At 68.6% G+C, this 16,227-nt stretch carries 13 protein-coding genes and 1 tRNA gene; 8 read left to right on the top strand and 6 right to left on the bottom strand.

Going from position 1 to position 16,227, the window contains the following annotated elements:
* Positions 1–135: 135 nt before the first annotated feature.
* Genes tkt through pgl form a run of 6 tightly spaced genes read left to right on the top strand, consistent with a single transcriptional unit; the run spans position 136 to position 8,249 of the window.
* Complete coding sequence (gene tkt, locus CQ042_RS08525) at positions 136–2,247, top strand: transketolase (protein WP_105670167.1); 2,112 nt, start codon at positions 136–138, stop codon at positions 2,245–2,247.
* Positions 2,244–3,356, top strand: coding sequence for a transaldolase (gene tal, locus CQ042_RS08520; RefSeq protein WP_105670057.1), 1,113 nt, complete (start codon positions 2,244–2,246; stop codon positions 3,354–3,356). Before tkt ends, tal begins: the two co-directional genes overlap by 4 nt.
* On the top strand, positions 3,353–4,960 hold the full coding sequence (locus CQ042_RS08515) for a glucose-6-phosphate isomerase (protein ID WP_105670056.1): 1,608 nt from the start codon (positions 3,353–3,355) through the stop codon (positions 4,958–4,960). The genes tal and CQ042_RS08515 overlap by 4 nt, the downstream gene beginning before the upstream one ends.
* Positions 4,961–4,981: 21 nt before the next feature.
* Positions 4,982–6,532 (top strand): glucose-6-phosphate dehydrogenase, encoded by a 1,551-nt coding sequence (zwf, locus tag CQ042_RS08510; RefSeq protein WP_105670055.1) that lies wholly within the window; start codon positions 4,982–4,984, stop codon positions 6,530–6,532.
* On the top strand, positions 6,529–7,464 hold the full coding sequence (locus CQ042_RS08505; protein WP_105670054.1) for a glucose-6-phosphate dehydrogenase assembly protein OpcA: 936 nt from the start codon (positions 6,529–6,531) through the stop codon (positions 7,462–7,464). The genes zwf and CQ042_RS08505 overlap by 4 nt, the downstream gene beginning before the upstream one ends.
* Positions 7,465–7,469: 5 nt before the next feature.
* The gene (gene pgl, locus CQ042_RS08500) at positions 7,470–8,249 is read left to right on the top strand and encodes a 6-phosphogluconolactonase (protein WP_181157502.1); all 780 of its coding nucleotides are present in this window, start codon (positions 7,470–7,472) and stop codon (positions 8,247–8,249) included.
* A gap of 32 nt (positions 8,250–8,281) precedes the next feature.
* Here the strand turns inward: pgl and CQ042_RS08495 are convergent, their stop codons facing one another.
* Positions 8,282–9,376 carry a DMT family transporter gene (locus tag CQ042_RS08495; RefSeq protein WP_105670166.1) on the bottom strand — a complete coding sequence of 365 codons (1,095 nt, stop codon included), beginning with the start codon at positions 9,374–9,376 and terminating at the stop codon, positions 8,282–8,284.
* A gap of 61 nt (positions 9,377–9,437) precedes the next feature.
* Between CQ042_RS08495 and def the strand changes: the two genes are divergently transcribed.
* Both def and CQ042_RS08485 read left to right on the top strand, forming a co-directional pair.
* Positions 9,438–10,004: a peptide deformylase gene (gene def / locus CQ042_RS08490; protein WP_105670052.1), complete on the top strand. Its 567-nt coding sequence runs from the start codon at positions 9,438–9,440 to the stop codon at positions 10,002–10,004.
* Between the two features lie 178 nt (positions 10,005–10,182).
* Positions 10,183–10,698, top strand: coding sequence for a hypothetical protein (locus tag CQ042_RS08485; RefSeq protein ID WP_105670051.1), 516 nt, complete (start codon positions 10,183–10,185; stop codon positions 10,696–10,698).
* 120 nt (positions 10,699–10,818) lie between these two features.
* On the opposite strand, the gene CQ042_RS08480 is transcribed toward CQ042_RS08485, so the two are convergent.
* The 5 genes from CQ042_RS08480 to dusB all read right to left on the bottom strand — a co-directional run bounded on the left by CQ042_RS08480 (position 10,819) and on the right by dusB (position 16,190).
* Positions 10,819–10,894, bottom strand: a tRNA-Asn gene (locus tag CQ042_RS08480).
* Between the two features lie 97 nt (positions 10,895–10,991).
* Positions 10,992–11,765 (bottom strand): ATP-binding cassette domain-containing protein, encoded by a 774-nt coding sequence (locus CQ042_RS08475; protein ID WP_105670050.1) that lies wholly within the window; start codon positions 11,763–11,765, stop codon positions 10,992–10,994.
* Between the two features lie 36 nt (positions 11,766–11,801).
* Positions 11,802–13,661, bottom strand: a complete 1,860-nt coding sequence (dnaG, locus tag CQ042_RS08470; RefSeq protein WP_105670049.1) for a DNA primase — start codon at positions 13,659–13,661, stop codon at positions 11,802–11,804.
* Positions 13,661–15,046: a deoxyguanosinetriphosphate triphosphohydrolase gene (locus tag CQ042_RS08465; RefSeq protein ID WP_105670048.1), complete on the bottom strand. Its 1,386-nt coding sequence runs from the start codon at positions 15,044–15,046 to the stop codon at positions 13,661–13,663. Before CQ042_RS08465 ends, dnaG begins: the two co-directional genes overlap by 1 nt.
* Complete coding sequence (gene dusB, locus CQ042_RS08460; RefSeq protein WP_105670047.1) at positions 15,036–16,190, bottom strand: tRNA dihydrouridine synthase DusB; 1,155 nt, start codon at positions 16,188–16,190, stop codon at positions 15,036–15,038. The genes CQ042_RS08465 and dusB overlap by 11 nt, the downstream gene beginning before the upstream one ends.
* Positions 16,191–16,227 lie beyond the last annotated feature (37 nt).

The following is a 16,227-nucleotide window of genomic DNA, read 5'->3' as shown; positions in this document are numbered from 1 at the left end:
GGCCCGCGTAGCGCATCTCACGTCACCGCTATGCTGAAAACACTCGCGCGCCCGGCGATGTGCACACCTCTCCGTGATGATGCGGATGCGCCAGGGAATACGGGCGCCCTCGAAACTGTCGGAAAGGGCATGAACGTGTCGGAATTGCAGTGGGATGAGATCGATCGACGCGCGGTGGACACCGCACGAATCCTGGCGGCTGATGCCGTGGAGAAGGTCGGTAACGGTCACCCCGGCACAGCGATGAGCCTCGCTCCCGCCGCGTACCTCCTCTACCAGCGGGTCCTGCGTCACGACCCGACCGATGTCGACTGGCTCGGCCGCGACCGCTTCATCCTGTCCGCAGGGCACTCCTCGCTCACGCAGTACGTCGAGCTGTACCTCGGCGGCTTCGGACTCGAGCTCGATGACCTGAAGGCTCTCCGCACGTGGGGCTCGCTGACCCCGGGCCACCCGGAGTACGGCCACACCAAGGGGGTCGAGATCACGACCGGTCCTCTCGGACAGGGTCTCGCCTCGGCGGTCGGCTTCGCCTACGCCGCCCGCTACGAGCGCGGCCTCTTCGACCCCGAGGCCGCAGCGGGCACGAGCCCGTTCGACCACTTCGTCTACGTGATCGCCGGCGACGGCGACCTGCAGGAGGGCGTGACCAGCGAGGCCTCCTCGCTCGCGGGCCACCAGCAGCTCGGAAACCTGATCGCGATCTACGACTCGAACCAGATCTCGATCGAGGACGACACGAACGTCGCCTTCACCGAGGACGTCGCCGCACGCTACGAGTCCTACGGCTGGCAGGTGCAGGTCGTCGACTGGAAGAAGACGGGCGAGTACGTCGAAGACGTCGCCGAGCTGTTCGCCGCGATCGAGGCCGCCAAGGGCGAGACCTCGAAGCCGTCGCTCATCATCCTCAAGACCATCATCGGCTGGCCGTCGCCCGGCAAGCAGAACTCCGGCAAGATCCACGGCTCCGCTCTGGGCGCGGACGAGCTCGCCGCGACCAAGAAGGTCCTCGGCTTCGACCCCGAGCAGAACTTCGCCGTCGCCGACGACGTGATCGCGCACACCCGCGGTCTCGCCGCGCGTGCGGCAGAGACCCGTGCCGCCTGGCAGGAGTCGTTCGACGCCTGGGCCACCGCGAACCCCGAGAAGAAGGCGCTGCTCGACCGCCTCGAGGCGCAGGAGCTCCCCGCCGACATCACGAGCGCGCTCCCCGTGTTCGAGTCCGGCAAGGAGGTGTCGACCCGCGCCGCGTCCGGCCAGGTCATCAACGCCCTCGCCGCAGAGCTCCCCGAGCTGTGGGGCGGCTCGGCCGACCTCGCCGAGTCGAACCTCACCACCATCAAGGGCGCACCGTCGTTCATCCCCGCGGAGTGGTCGACCCACGAGTGGTCGGGCAACCCGTACGGCCGCGTGCTGCATTTCGGCATCCGTGAGCACGCCATGGGAGCGATCGTCAACGGCATCGTGCTGCACGGCCCGACGCGCGCGTTCGGCGGAACCTTCCTCATCTTCAGCGACTACATGCGCCCGTCGGTGCGCCTCGCGGCGCTCATGAACGTGCCGAGCATCTTCGTCTGGACGCACGACTCGGTCGCCCTCGGTGAGGACGGCCCCACCCACCAGCCGATCGAGCAGCTCGCGACGCTCCGCGCGATCCCGAACTTCACGGTCGTGCGACCTGCCGACGCGAACGAGACCGCTGCCACGTGGTTGGAGATCCTCCGTCGCCACGAGGGTCCCGCAGGCATCGCCCTGACCCGCCAGAACATCCCGGTGTTCGAGCGTGGCGAAGGTGCAGCCTCTGGAGACGTCTTCGCTTCGGCGGAGAACGCGGTCAAGGGCGCGTACGTCCTCGCCGAGGCCCCGAACGGCACGCCCGACGTCATCATCGTCGCCACCGGATCCGAGGTGCAGCTGGCAGTGAACGCCCGCGAGGCGCTGGCAGGCGAGGGCGTGAACGTGCGCGTCGTCTCCGCTCCGTCGCTGGAGTGGTTCGACGAGCAGGACGCGGAATACCGCGAGAGCGTGCTGCCGGCCTCCGTCACCGCCCGCGTCTCGGTCGAGGCGGGCTCCGTGCTCAGCTGGCGCGGCATCGTGGGCGACCGCGGCCGCTCGGTCGGCATCGACCACTTCGGCGCCTCCGCTGACTACAAGACCCTCTTCGAGAAGTTCGGCATCACCACCGAGGCCGTCATCGCGGCCGCCCGCGAGACCATCGCGGCCAACAGCACCAAGGAGAACGCATGAGCACCCCCACCGCACAGCTCGCCGCCGCCGGCGTCAGCATCTGGCTCGACGACCTCTCCCGCACCCGCATCTCCTCCGGCAACCTCGCCGATCTGATCTCGTCGCGCAACGTCGTGGGTGTCACGACCAACCCCACGATCTTCGCGAACGCGATCACCGACAAGAGCAACACCTCCTACGACGCGCAGGTCGCGGAGCTCGCCGCATCCGGCGCGAGCGCCGAGGAGGCCGTCTTCGCCGCCACCACCCAGGACGTCGGCGACGCACTCGACGTGTTCCGGCCTGTCTGGGAGGCGTCGAACCACGTCGACGGTCGCGTCTCGATCGAGGTCTCCCCTGACCTCGCGCATGACACCGCAGGCACCGTCGCTCAGGCGAAGGAGCTGTGGGCCAAGATCGACCGCCCGAATCTCCTCGTGAAGATCCCCGCGACCAAGGCGGGCCTGCCCGCGATCACCGAGGCGATCGCGTCGGGAATCAGCGTCAACGTCACGTTGATCTTCAGCCTGGAGCGCTACGCCGACGTCATCGACGCGTACCTGACCGGCCTGGAGCGTGCGCACAGCGGCGATTTCGACCTGTCCAGCATCCACTCCGTGGCATCGTTCTTCGTGTCGCGTGTCGACACCGAGACCGACAAGCGCCTCTCCGCGATCGGCACCCCCGAAGCCGAGGCGCTCAAGAGCAAGGCCGGACTCGCCAACGCGCGTCTCGCCTATGAGCTCTTCGAGCAGAAGTTCGCGGAGAAGCGCGCACAGGATCTGATCGCGCTCGGTGCGAACCTGCAGCGTCCGCTCTGGGCATCCACCGGCGTCAAGGATCCGGCACTCCCCGACACCCTGTACGTGACCGAGCTGGTCGCCGAGGGCGTGGTCAACACCATGCCCGAGAAGACCCTCGAGGCCACGTTCGACCACGGAGTGATCACCGGGGACACCATCACGAGCGGTTACGCGGAAGCTCACCAGGTGTTCGACGACCTCGCCGCCGTGGGCATCGACCTCGCCGATGTCACCCAGGTGCTCGAGGACGAAGGCGTGTCGAAGTTCATCGACTCCTGGCACGACCTGCTCGGTCAGGTGGCCGAGGCACTGGAGGCACAGCGATGACGTTCTCGATCCACACGTCCGGCGCCGCGCGCGCCGCGATCGAGGAGACGGTCCCCAGCCTCGTCCACGATCTGATCGCCTCGCGCATCACCGGCGGCGACGCCACCCTCTGGGGTCCCGACGCCGAGTCCGAGGCCTCCGTGCGTCTCGGCTGGGTGGAGGCCGTGTCGGTCTCCCGCCCGCTGGTCGCGGAGATCGTCGCACTGCGCGCCGACCTCAATGCCAAGGGCGTCACCCGTGTCGTCCTCGCGGGCATGGGCGGTTCCTCCCTCGCCCCCGAGGTCATCGCGCAGACCGCCGGCGTGCCTCTGACGATCCTCGACTCGACGGCTCCCGGCCAGGTGCTCGCCGCTCTCGACGAGGGGCTCGCCGACACCGTGCTGGTCGTGTCGTCGAAGTCGGGCTCCACCGTCGAGACAGACTCGCAGCGCCGGACGTTCGAGGCGGCGTTCCGCGACCTCGGCATCGATCCCGTCGAGCGCATCGTGGTCGTCACCGACCCCGGTTCCCCGCTCGACGTGTCGGCCCGCGAGGCCGGGTACCGCGTCTTCAATGCGGACCCGAACGTCGGCGGACGCTACTCGGCGCTCACCGCTTTCGGTCTGGTCCCGTCCGGCCTCGCCGGTGTCGACATCGACGAGCTGCTGAACGAGGCCGAGGCCTCGCTGCTCGAGGTCGCCGTCGACTCGGCCGAGAACCCCGCCCTCCGGCTGGGCGCGGCGATCGCCGCGACGAATCCGCGGCGCGACAAGCTCGGCCTGATCACCGACGGCACGCACATCAAGGGCCTTCCCGACTGGATCGAGCAGCTCATCGCGGAATCGACCGGCAAGGAGGGCACGGGAATCCTCCCGGTCGTCCTGCTCCCGGTCTCCCCCGAGCTCGACCCGGTGCCCGCCGACCTGCAGATCGTGCGCCTCGTCGACGACGCCAACGAGTTCCACCTGCATGAGCGCCATGAGGGCGAGATCCTCGTGAGCGGAACGCTGGGCGCCCAGCTCATCGTCTGGGAGTACGCGACGGCGATCGCCGGCCACTTGCTGCACATCAACCCGTTCGATCAGCCCGACGTCGAGTCGGCGAAGATCGCGGCCCGAGGCCTCCTCGATGCCCGCCCGGAGCCGACCGCTCCCGCGTTCGTCGAGAACGGTGTCGAGGTGCGGGTCTCGGATCCGGCTCTCGCTGCGTCCGGCACCGTCGAGGGCGTGCTCGACGCGCTCTGGGCGCAGCTCCCGGCAGACGGCTACGTGTCGATCCAGGCCTACGTCAACCGCCTCGAGGTTCCGCAGCTCCAGGGGCTGCGCGAGCTCGTCGCGGCGGACTCGGGACGACCGACCACGTTCGGATGGGGACCGCGATTCCTGCACTCGACCGGCCAGTACCACAAGGGCGGGCCTGCGCAGGGCGTGTTCCTCCAGATCCTGGAGCGCACCGACGTCGATCTCGAGATCCCCGATCGCCCCTTCACCTTCGGGCAGCTCATCCAGGCTCAGGCCGCGGGTGACGCGGCGGTGCTCGCCGAGCACGGCCGCCCCGTCGTCACGCTGACGATCACCGAGTCCTCGGACGACGTGCTCGCCCTCTTCGAAGCCGCACAGAAGTAACAGCAGGAGAATCCCCCACCGATGTCTGTTCCCATCTCGCGCGGGCACAACCCGCTGCGTGACCCCGATGACCGCCGTCTCAACCGGATCGCCGGGCCCAGCGCCCTCGTGATCTTCGGCGTCACCGGAGACCTGTCACGCAAGAAGCTGATGCCCGCGGTCTACGATCTCGCCAACCGCGGGCTGCTCCCTCCCGGGTTCGCCCTGGTCGGGTTCGCCCGTCGGGACTGGGAGGACCAGGACTTCGCCCAGGTCGTCTACGACGCCGTCAAGCAGCATGCGCGAACACCGTTCCGCGAGGAGACGTGGACCCAGCTCCTGCAGGGCATCCGCTTCGTGTCGGGCGAGTTCGACAATCCGGACTCGTTCCGCAAGCTCCGGGAGACCATCGAGAAGCTCGATGTCGAACGGGGGACGATGGGCAACCACGCGTTCTACCTGTCCATCCCGCCGAAGGACTTCCCGCTGGTCGCCAAGCAGCTGAAGGAATCCGGACTCGTCGGCGAGAACAGCGACGACGACGAGCGCTGGCGTCGCGTCGTGATCGAGAAGCCCTTCGGCCACGACCTCGAGTCGGCGCGGGCGCTCAACGCCGCACTCGAAGTGGCCTTCCCTGCCGACTCGATCTTCCGCATCGACCACTATCTCGGCAAGGAGACGGTGCAGAACATCCTGGCACTGCGCTTCGCCAACGAGCTGTACGAGCCGATCTGGAACCGCAACTACGTCGACCACGTCCAGATCACCATGGCCGAGGACATCGGCGTGGGCGGTCGAGCGGGATACTACGACGGCATCGGTGCGGCCCGTGACGTGATCCAGAACCATCTGCTGCAGTTGCTCGCGCTCACCGCGATGGAGGAGCCGATCAGCCTCTCGGCCGAACACCTGCGTGCCGAGAAGGAGAAGGTCCTCGCCGCGGTGCATGTCCCGGACGATCTCTCCCTCGCGACCGCGCGCGGCCAGTACGCGGGCGGATGGCAGGGCGGCGAGAAGGTCACCGGCTTCCTGGAAGAGGAGGGGATGAACCCCGAATCGACCACGGAGACGTACGCCGCGATCAAGCTCGAGATCGACACGCGCCGCTGGGCGGATGTGCCGTTCTACCTGCGCACGGGCAAGCGCCTCGGACGCCGGGTGACCGAGATCGCCGTGGTCTTCAAGCGCGCGCCTCAGCACCTGTTCGGGCGCGGGAACGCCTCGGAACTCGGCCAGAACGCCCTCGTGATCCGCGTGCAGCCGGATGAGGGCGTAACGATCCGCTTCGGGTCGAAGGTGCCGGGCAGCGGCACCAACGTCCGCGACGTGACCATGGACTTCGGATACGGCCACGCGTTCACCGAGGCGAGCCCCGAGGCCTACGAACGCCTGATCCTCGACGTCCTCCTGGGCGACCCGCCGCTGTTCCCGCGGCACGAGGAGGTCGAGCTCTCCTGGAAGATCCTCGACCCCGTGGAGAAGTACTGGGCGGCCGAGGGCGGCCCGGTGGAGCAGTACGCGCCCGGCTCGTGGGGACCGGCATCCGCCGACGACCTCCTGGCCCGCGACGGACGAGTCTGGAGACGCCCGTGATCATCGACCTTCCCGACACGACCGTCAGCCAGGTCGCGAAGCAGCTCGTCAAGGTGCGCGAAGAGGGCGGCGCCGTCGCCCTGGGCCGCGTGCTCACCCTCGTGATCGCTGCGCGCAACGGCGTCGCCGAGGCAGCGATCGACGCCGCGAACGATGCCTCGCGTGAGCACCCCATGCGCGTCATCGTGATCACCACCGGCGAGGGCGATTCCCGGCTCGACGCGCAGATCCGTGTCGGCGGGGACGCCGGCGCCAGCGAGGTCGTCGTGCTGCGGGCCTTCGGAGACGCCGCCAGCAACGAGGAGAGCCTCATCACCGGCCTCCTGCTGCCGGACGCTCCCGTGGTCGCCTGGTGGCCCGAGGCGGCGCCGGTGGCGCCCGCGCAATCGCCGCTCGGCAAGATCGCCCAGCGACGCATCACGGATGCCGCCACGGCGAATGACGTCCGCGACCGGCTCGCACTCCTCGGGGAGACCCATGCCCCCGGAGACACCGACCTGGCCTGGACGCGCCTGACCCACTGGCGCGAGCAGCTCGCGGCAGTGCTCGACCAGCCGCCGTACGAGCCGATCACCGGTGTCGAGGTGCGCGGTGCCGCGGCATCGCCGTCGACCGCTCTGCTGGCCGCGTGGCTGCAGATGGCACTGGATGTTCCGGTGCGATGGTCGTACGAAGACCCCGAGCACTGGGCGGAGGGCATCAAGTCGGTGCGCCTGACGCGCGAGTCCGGGGACATCCTCCTGGAGCGCCCGACGCCGGGTCTCGCCGTGCTCACGCAGCCCGGGCAGCCGAACCACGACCTGCACCTGCCGCGACGCACTCTTCGCGAGTGCCTCGCAGAGGAGCTGCGCCGGCTCGATCCCGACGTCCTGTACGGTCGAGTCATCACCGAGGGCTGGGAGAAGCTGGGTCCGCCCGAGACAGGAGAGTGACGTCGATGACGACATCGTCCGCCGAGAAGCGGGTCGTGGTGGAAGCCACGCCCGCCGACCTCGCCACCCGAGTAGCCGATCGATTTCTGACGCGCGTCCGTGCGCGGACACGCAACGGTCGGATCGCGCACATCGCCCTCACGGGTGGCTCGATGGGCGGTGCCGTCCTGCGTGCCGCGGCCGCGCACCCGCGGACGGCGGAGATCGACTGGACACTCGTGCACTTCTGGTGGGGTGACGAGCGCTTCGTGCCGCGTGACGACGCCGACCGCAATTCGCTGCAGTCGCGGGAGGCTCTGCTCGACCACATCCCGGTCCCCGCGGAGAACGTGCACGAGGTCGCCGGCCCCGACAGCGGGCTCACGCTGGACGAGTCCGCGGCCGCATATGCTGCCGAACTCGCCCGATTCGGCACCGACGAGCACCCCTGGCCTTCCTTCGCGGTGTGCTTCCTGGGGGTCGGCCCCGACGGCCACATCGCCTCGCTCTTCCCGGATCGGGAGGAGGTCACGGTGACGGATGCCGCTGTCCTGGCCGTGCGCGACTCGCCCAAGCCGCCCCCCGAGCGCGTCACCCTGACGCGGCCCGTGCTCAACTCGTCGAAGCGCGTGTGGCTCGTGCTGACGGGCGCGGACAAGGCCTCGGCCCTGGGACTCGCCCTCGCGGGAGCCAGCTACACGAGCGTGCCCGCCGCCGGAGCCAAGGGGCGCAAGCGCACCGTGTTCTTCGTGGACGAGGCCGCAGCCTCCGAGGTGTCGGTCGATCTGATCGATCAGGCGTACTGAGTCCGCACCACCACGGACGGTTCAGAAGGGCTCTACGAGCGCTCTGACGGCCCGCCGTGCCACGGAGGCGCTTCCGGACTTCCCGAGCCTTCTGTGCGCTCCGGAGCATCCGTGGGGGCGGACGACGAAGGCGCGGCCGCGTCGTGCCCGCTCTGCGCAGAACCGCTCGGCGTGCTGCCTCGCGGGATGCCCAGTTCCTGACTGTCGCTGAGCACCTGCGGGTGATAGCGGGCGAGGCCTACGACGCCCCACACGGCGATCGCTCCGGCGATCGCGAAGATCACGAACACCCACCACGGTGCAGCAGCGGCCTCGCCCAGGACGACCATACCGATGAGCACCGCGACCATCGGATCGACGACGGTGAGACCGGCGATCACGAGGTCGGGCGGACCCGAGCTGTACGCCGTCTGCACGAAGTACGCTCCGACAGCGAATGCCGCAAGAAGGGCGAGCAGGCAGACGCCTGTGATCCACTCGAACTGCCCCGCCTCGATGCGCTTGATGATCACCTTCGCGAGGGTCGCGACGAAGCCGTAGAGGATGCCGGCGCCGATGATGTAGAAAAGCGCGCGCATCCGATGACGGAGGATGAGCCAGCAGGCTCCGAGGATGATGATGACGACCAGGAGGAGAGCCAGGATCACGAAGAGCTCGCGGTCGGTGACGTCCTGCTCCGTGGCATAGATCGCGGCGAAGAAGACGAACAGGAAGATGCCGCCCACACAGGCCACGATCGCCGTGAGCGACTGTTTGGTGGGGGAATGACCGGTGACACGCGCGTTGAGCAGAGTGGTGATGACGAGCGCGATCGCTCCGAGAGGCTGCACGACGATCAGCGGCGCCTTCACGAGGGCGGCGAGCTGACAGATCACGGCGAGCCCGAGCATGAGAGTGCCGATGAGCCAGGACGGACGGGTGAGGAGACGCTTGAGCTGATCGAAGCTCAACCCCGAAGCACCGTTGGAGCCGCTGAGACGTTCGACCTTCTCGACGCCGCGATGCTGATACTGCGCACCGAGCGACATGAAGACGGCGCCTGCGAGAGCGAGCGGAATGCCGAGCAGCAGGCCGGGGTTCTGGAAGGCGCCGACGAGCTGATCGCCGACGTCCTCGACCGCGTTCATCCACACCCCAGCATTCACAGTACGACCCTACCTGGCGAGTGCCGCCGACTAGGGTTGTGACGTGGCTGTACTTCCGATTCGCATCATGGGCGACCCCGTCCTGCACTCCCCCGCATCCCCCGTCGACGAGATCACCGACGACGTCCGCGCCCTCGTCTCCGACATGTTCGAGACGATGGACACCGCCCCCGGCGTCGGACTCGCCGCCCCGCAGGTGGGGGTCCCGCTGCGCATCTACACCTACGCCTACGTCGATGACGAGGACCAGCCCTGGCGCGGTGTCCTCATCAACCCCGTGCTCTGGATGGTTCCGCTCGAACCCGGTGCGCCGGACCCTGAGCTGGAGTCCGAAGGCTGCCTCTCGTTCCCCGGCGAGCGTTTCCCCCTGCGACGTTCGGAGCGGGTCCGCGTGACCGCGACCGACCTGGACGGGCGGCCGGTCTCGATCGACGTCGACGGGTGGCGCGCACGCATCATGCAGCACGAGTTCGATCACCTCGACGGCATCCTGTACGTCGATCGCCTGTCCGACGGCGACTGGAAGACCGCGCAGAAGATCGCCCGCAAGCGCGGGTGGGGGCGTCCAGGCGCAAGCTGGATGCCGGGAGTCGACGACCTCGAAGGGTGATCCCGCTCCTCCCGCCTCGGGCGTCACTCCGCCGACCGCGATGACCGCCCACGTGGCTGGTTCTCAGCGAGCCCACAGCATCCTTCAAGTTGCGTCATAGACTCGCCGGACGTTAGCGTGTTCGCGGCGGGGGCTTTTCGCATGCCTCCACATCACGTTTTTCGGAGGGGAACAAATCATGATGAAGATGCGCACGCGACGTGCCCTGATGCTCGCGGGTTCTGCGGTGGCGGTTTCGGTCGCGCTGACCGGCTGCAGCGCGATCAACGGCATCCTGGGCAGCGGCTCCGGGGATGCCGACCGTGACGAGGAGACCGGTCAGGTCACCGAGAGCGCGAGCGTCGACGTCTTCGCGGTCAAGATCGGCGACTGCATGCTCGACACCGGCACGGGGATGCTCACCGACGCCAGCGTCCTCCCGTGCACCGACCCGCACGACCAGGAGGTCTACTACGAGATCACCATGCCGGACGCCGAGTTCGCCGATGCCGACATCGATGCGGCGTCGCAGGAGTGCATCGGAGATGCGTACACCTCGTTCGTCGGCCTCAGCTACGACGACTCGGCACTCGACGTGACGACGCTCACGCCCACTCAGCAGTCCTGGGAGCAGAGCAACGATCGCGTGATCCAGTGCCTGATCTTCGACCCCGCTGGACAGGTCGAAGGGTCGCTGGCCGGCGCTGCACGCTGACCCACCGCTTCACCAAGAAGGGCCCCGCCATCGGCGGGGCCCTTCTTGGTGCAAGTCAAGCGTCAGCAGAACTTCGGTCAGGAAACGAGAAAGCCCCCTCCATGGAGGGGGCTTTCTCGTTGGCTCCCCGGCTTGGACTCGAACCAAGAACCTGCCGGTTAACAGCCGGCTGCTCTGCCAATTGAGCTACCGAGGAATGTGCTCCGCTGCGCGGGCAACTCGACAAGCTTAGCAAACTCCGGAGCCCGTTCATGACACCGGGGCGGCATATGCGCCTTCCGGGCGTGTCGGGGTCAGGGGCGGGAATCCGACTCGGCGTTCGGAACCCACAGCAGGTCCTTCCCCACGCCGCGGGCCACGACATGACCACCGCGGAGCATGAGCGTCTCGGCGTTCAGCTCGCGGATGAAATCGGCATCGTTGGTCACGAGGAGCGCCGCCATCGACTGCTCCTTCCGCCGCCGCGTGATGGCGTCGAAGACCACCGGCCGAACCTCGAGGTCGAGGTTCGCGAGCACTTCGTCCGCGATGAGGACCTTCGGCTCGAGAACGAACGAGCGAGCGATCGCCACGCGCTGCCGCATGCCCGCGCTGAGCTCGTAGGGGAACTTCGCGGCCGTACCGAGCGGCAGGTGCAGCTCGTCGAGGAGCGTGGCCACACGGATCGAGAGCGCCTTCGAGTTCACCTTCCGCTCCCGGACGAGGATCGGCTCGGCGATCACCTCGTTCACGGTCAGCCGCGGCGGCAGGTCGGCGCCCGCGCCTTGCGGCACGAATCCGGTGCGATACGTGAGGATGCGGTGTTTGCGCCCTGGCCGGCGTACATCGACCCCGCACACCTGCGCACGCCCGCCGACGACCTTGACCGAGGGATCCGTCGATCCGGCGAGAGCGGCGACCAGCGTCGACTTTCCCGACCCGGTGGGTCCTGCGACGCAGATCAGCCCGCCGGGGGCGAGAGAGAAGGTAACGCCGTCGACGGCGCGGGTCGGCATCCCGTGGCCGATCCGATCGATCACCAGATCCGAGCAGTCGATCGTGTTCGTGGATTCGGGCCTGCGGGACATGTCTCCATCCTGCCCTCTGCGCGAGGCCGGTCAGGGTTACGACTCGGCGAACCGCTGACGCTCCGCATCGATGTCGCGCAGTCGCATCCGCAGCGCCCTGCCACCGTCGGAGTCTGCCGGGACGCGCTGCACGGCTCCGAGGAGCTCCTGCTTCTCCTGCTCGAGCTGGCGAAGGACGAGACGACGGGCGAGATCGGCCACGGTGGCGACGGCCCGCTCCTCGTCGCGCGCAGGGAACGGCGTCATCAGCAGCTCCCCCGCGAGCGAGCGGTAGGGCTCGCGGACACCGTTCACCGCCTCGGTCACCCACCCCGCCCTCGCGCGGTCGGGCGCGGCTGCCACGGCCTCACGCACAGCATCGAGTCCCGGCGTGCGGAACGGGGCACCCAGTGCCCTGTTCAGGAGTGCCTGATCGATCTGGTGGCCGTACTGCAGCGCCCCCATCAGCGCGTCACGCTCGACCGCGACATCGGCGCTGCGCGGCAGACTCGCCAGAGTGACGGGTGCGACGACGGGCGCGCCGGTCACGGCGTCGATCTGGGGCGCCTCGCGCCGCACCTGCTGCGGTGCGGGTCCGCCGCGGGCCGCGCGCTCGACCTCACTGCGCACCTCGGTCGGATCCATCCCGAGTCGACGGGCCAGGACCCGCTCATAGCCGGGACGCAGCAGCTGGTCGCGGATCTCCGCCACGATCGGCGCGGCGGCGCGGAGTGCGCCGACCCGCCCCTCGACGGTCGACAGGTCGAATCCGGCGAGCTTGCGATCGATCGCGAACTCGAACATCGGCTGCTTCGTGTCCATCAGCCCGCGCACCGCCGCATCGCCCCGCTGGAGCCGCATGTCGCACGGGTCGAGCCCGTCCGGGGCGACCGCGACGAACGTCTGGGCGTTGAATCGATCGTCTTCCGTGAAGGCGCGCAACGCCGCCTTCTGTCCCGCCTCGTCGCCGTCGAAAGTGAAGACCACCTCGCCCGAGGCGTTGTCGTCGCCCATCACGCGGCGCAGCACCTTGATGTGCTCGGTGCCGAATGCCGTGCCGCAGGTCGCGATGGCCGTCGTGAGGCCCGCGAGGTGGCACGCCATCACATCGGTGTACCCCTCGACGACGACCACCCGCCGAGGATCCCCTCGTGCGATGTCCCGTTTGGCGAGGTCGAGCCCGTACAGCACCTGCGCCTTCTTGTAGATCGGCGTCTCCGGGGTGTTCAGGTACTTCGGCCCCTGATCGTCGTCGAACAGCTTGCGCGCACCGAAGCCGATCGTCTGCCCTGACACGTCGCGGATCGGCCACACCAGGCGCCCGCGGAACCGGTCGTACACCCCGCGCTGCCCGGTCGAGACCAGACCCGCATTGCTGAGTTCCTCACGTGTGAAGCCCTGCGCGGTGAGTGCCTTGAGCATGCCGTCCCAGCCACGCGGCGCGAAGCCCACGCCGAAGTGCGCGGCCGCGCCCGCATCGAAACCGCGCTCTCCGAGGAAGCGGCGACCGGCCTCGGCGTCCGGTGTGAGCAGCTGCGCACGGAAGAACTCCGCCGCGGCGGTGTTCGCGGCATACAGGCGGCTGCGACCACTCGTCTCGGGCGCCGCCCCGCCGTCTTCGTAGTGCAGGGTGTACCCGATGCGACCGGCGAGGCGCTCGACCGCCTCGGTGAAGCTGACATGGTCCATCTCGCGAAGGAACGAGTAGACGTCTCCCGATTCCCCGCAGCCGAAGCAATGGTAGTAGCCGACCTGCTGGCGCACGTGGAAGCTGGGGCTCTTCTCGTCGTGGAAGGGGCACAGCCCCTTGAGCGATCCGACGCCCGCGGATCTGAGGGCGACGCGCTCACCGATGATGTCGGCGATGTTCGTGCGCGCCTTCACCTCGTCGACATCGGCCTGCAGGATCCGCGGCATCAGTGCGCCCCTTCGGCGACGGGCCGCCTCTCGGCATGCGCACGGGCGCCGGGGCGAGCGTGACGGGGTGTCCAGATGCCGACCTCGGCCGGATCGATCTCACCGACCAGGCGGTTGTGCCAGTCGATCGCACTCTGATCGGTGAGGCTCGCGATCTGATCGACCACGACCCTGGCGCGCTCGGCGTCGTCTTCGGCCGCGACGAAGTCCGCGGCGAACGCCGGCTCGAGCACATCGGACCCGGCGGACCACAGGGCGTCGGTCGACCAGAGGGCGTCGGCGAGCCGCTTCAGGACGCGCCGCTGCTCCTTGTAGACGCCTTTGCGGGCTTCGATCGTCACGATGGCCTGGCCCATGATGCCCTTGAGGACGGCGATCTCGACCTCGATCACCCGCGGCACGATGACATGGGCGTTGTAGCGCACCAGTGCGGTACTGCCGTAGGCCTCTTTGGTGGCCGCGACCGCGGCCTTGGCGAAGCGCCCGATCAGGTCGCTCGTGAGGTTCTTGAGACGGGCGAGTGCCTGCCGGGAACGGTCGAACGACGCCAGCCACATCGGCTGGGACGACAGGCGGTACAGCGCGTCCGCCAGCTCGTCGCGAGTGAAGTCGTACCCCACCCACTGCTGGATGCGTCCGACGAGTGCGTCGTGCTGGTGCGGGTCGGCGAGCTGGGCGACATCCACGTAGCCGTTGACGATCGCGTCCTCGAAGTCGTGCACGGAGTACGCGATGTCGTCGGAGAGATCCATGATCTCGGCTTCGATGCACCGGAGCCGTCCCGGGGCTCCCTCACGCATCCAGCGGAACACGGCCTCGTCCTCGGGGTACACGCCGAACTTCAGACGCCCACCCGGATCCGGCACCGGACTGTCGACGGTCCACGGGTACTTGCAGGTCGCATCGAGGCTGGCGCGGGTGAGGTTCAGGCCCACGGAGCGATCGTCGTCGTCGAGCACCTTCGCCTCGAGCCGCGAGAGGATGCGCAGCGACTGGGCATTCCCCTCGAACCCGCCGATGTGCTCGGCCCATTCGTTGAGCGCACGCTCGCCGTTGTGACCGAAGGGCGGGTGGCCGAGGTCATGACTGAGACAGGCGGTGTCGACGACGTCGGCCGAGACGCCGAGCGCCACGGCGAGCTCGCGACCGACCTGCGCGACCTCGAGTGAATGGGTCAGGCGGTTGCGGGCGAAGTCGGCGGTGCTGGCCGGGCTCAGCACCTGCGTCTTCGCGGCCAGGCGCCGCAGAGCTGCGGAGTGCAGGACGCGCGCCCGGTCGCGGGCGAAGTCGTTGCGTTCGGATCGATGGGTCTCCGCGAAGAAGCGCTCGGCGTCTCGCGCGTCGTAACCGTCGGCGCGCAGGCCGACCTGAGGGTCAACCACCACTGTTCTCGATCTCCGCTCCACGCATCATCTCCGAGGCCGACGACGCGAGTTCGCGCGACTCCAGCCACTTGTCCGGCAGCGCCGTGCGCTTGGGGTGTCCGGATCGACCACGCTGTCCCTCGGCATCGGCCCCAGGGTACGGTGCCGCGCGATCGAGGCGTCCGAGGAAGTCGTCGATCTCCGCGAGGCTGGATGCCGTGGCGAGCCCGGTGCGGATGTCCCCGCCGACGGGGTAGCCCTTGAAGTACCAGGAGACGTGCTTGCGGATGTCTCGGCACCCGCGGTCCTCGTCCTCGAAGAACTCGACCAGGAGCTCTGCGTGACGGCGGAACGCGTCGGCGACGAAGCCGAGGGTGGCATCGACCGTCTTGCCCTCGCCTCCGAAAGCGGTGGCCAGCTCGCCGAACAGCCACGGACGCCCGAGGCACCCGCGACCGACCACGACGCCGTCGCAGTCCGTCTGCGCCATCATGCGCACCGCGTCGTCGGCCGACCAGATGTCGCCGTTGCCGAGCACGGGGATGCTCGTGACGGCCTGCTTGAGCTCGCCGATCGCATTCCAATCGGCGAATCCTGAGTAGAACTCGCCGGCGGTGCGCGCATGCAGGGCGACCGCGGCGGCTCCAGCATCTTCCGCTGCGCGTCCCGCGTCGAGGAATGTCAGGTGGTCCTTGTCGATGCCCTTGCGCATCTTCACCGTGAGCGGCACATCGCCCGCAGCCTTGACGGCCTGATCGACGATGTCGGCGAAGAGCTTCGACTTCCAGGGGAGCGCTGCTCCCCCACCACGACGTGTGACCTTCGGCACGGGGCAGCCGAAGTTGAGATCGATGTGGTCGGCGTGATCCTCGGCGACGATGATGCGCACGGCTTCGGCGATCGTGTTCGGGTCGACGCCGTAGAGCTGGATGGAGCGTGGAGTCTCGGACTCATGATGCCGGATGAGCCGCATGGTCGTCTCGTTGCGCTCGACCAGCGCACGCGAGGTGATCATCTCGCTCACATAGAGCCCGGCGCCGTACTCACGGCACAGACGCCGGAAGGCGGTGTTGGTGATGCCCGCCATGGGCGCGAGCACGACCGGCACGTCGAGATCGATCGGACCGATGCGGAGGGGGCGGGCGGGGGCGGTGGCGAGAGTCATGTCCTGTCCATTCTCCCAGACGCGGAGCCGGGAGGGA

The organism is Microbacterium sp. MYb62 (genome assembly GCF_002979475.1).
Lineage (GTDB): Bacteria > Actinomycetota > Actinomycetes > Actinomycetales > Microbacteriaceae > Microbacterium.
Note: the sequence above shows the minus strand (reverse complement) of the source record. Positions and strands in the feature narration are given on the sequence as shown.

What these genes read in the sequence shown, in the direction of transcription:
- tal (WP_105670057.1), top strand. Translation starts at nt 2,244, where the DNA reads ATGAGCACCCCCACCGCACAGCTCGCCGCCGCCGGCGTCAGCATCTGG.
- CQ042_RS08515 (WP_105670056.1), top strand. Translation starts at nt 3,353, where the DNA reads ATGACGTTCTCGATCCACACGTCCGGCGCCGCGCGCGCCGCGATCGAG.
- zwf (WP_105670055.1), top strand. Translation starts at nt 4,982, where the DNA reads ATGTCTGTTCCCATCTCGCGCGGGCACAACCCGCTGCGTGACCCCGAT.
- pgl (WP_181157502.1), top strand. Translation starts at nt 7,470, where the DNA reads ATGACGACATCGTCCGCCGAGAAGCGGGTCGTGGTGGAAGCCACGCCC.
- CQ042_RS08495 (WP_105670166.1), bottom strand. Translation starts at nt 9,376, where the DNA reads ATGAACGCGGTCGAGGACGTCGGCGATCAGCTCGTCGGCGCCTTCCAG.
- CQ042_RS08485 (WP_105670051.1), top strand. Translation starts at nt 10,183, where the DNA reads ATGATGAAGATGCGCACGCGACGTGCCCTGATGCTCGCGGGTTCTGCG.
- CQ042_RS08475 (WP_105670050.1), bottom strand. Translation starts at nt 11,765, where the DNA reads ATGTCCCGCAGGCCCGAATCCACGAACACGATCGACTGCTCGGATCTG.
- dnaG (WP_105670049.1), bottom strand. Translation starts at nt 13,661, where the DNA reads ATGCCGCGGATCCTGCAGGCCGATGTCGACGAGGTGAAGGCGCGCACG.
- dusB (WP_105670047.1), bottom strand. Translation starts at nt 16,190, where the DNA reads ATGACTCTCGCCACCGCCCCCGCCCGCCCCCTCCGCATCGGTCCGATC.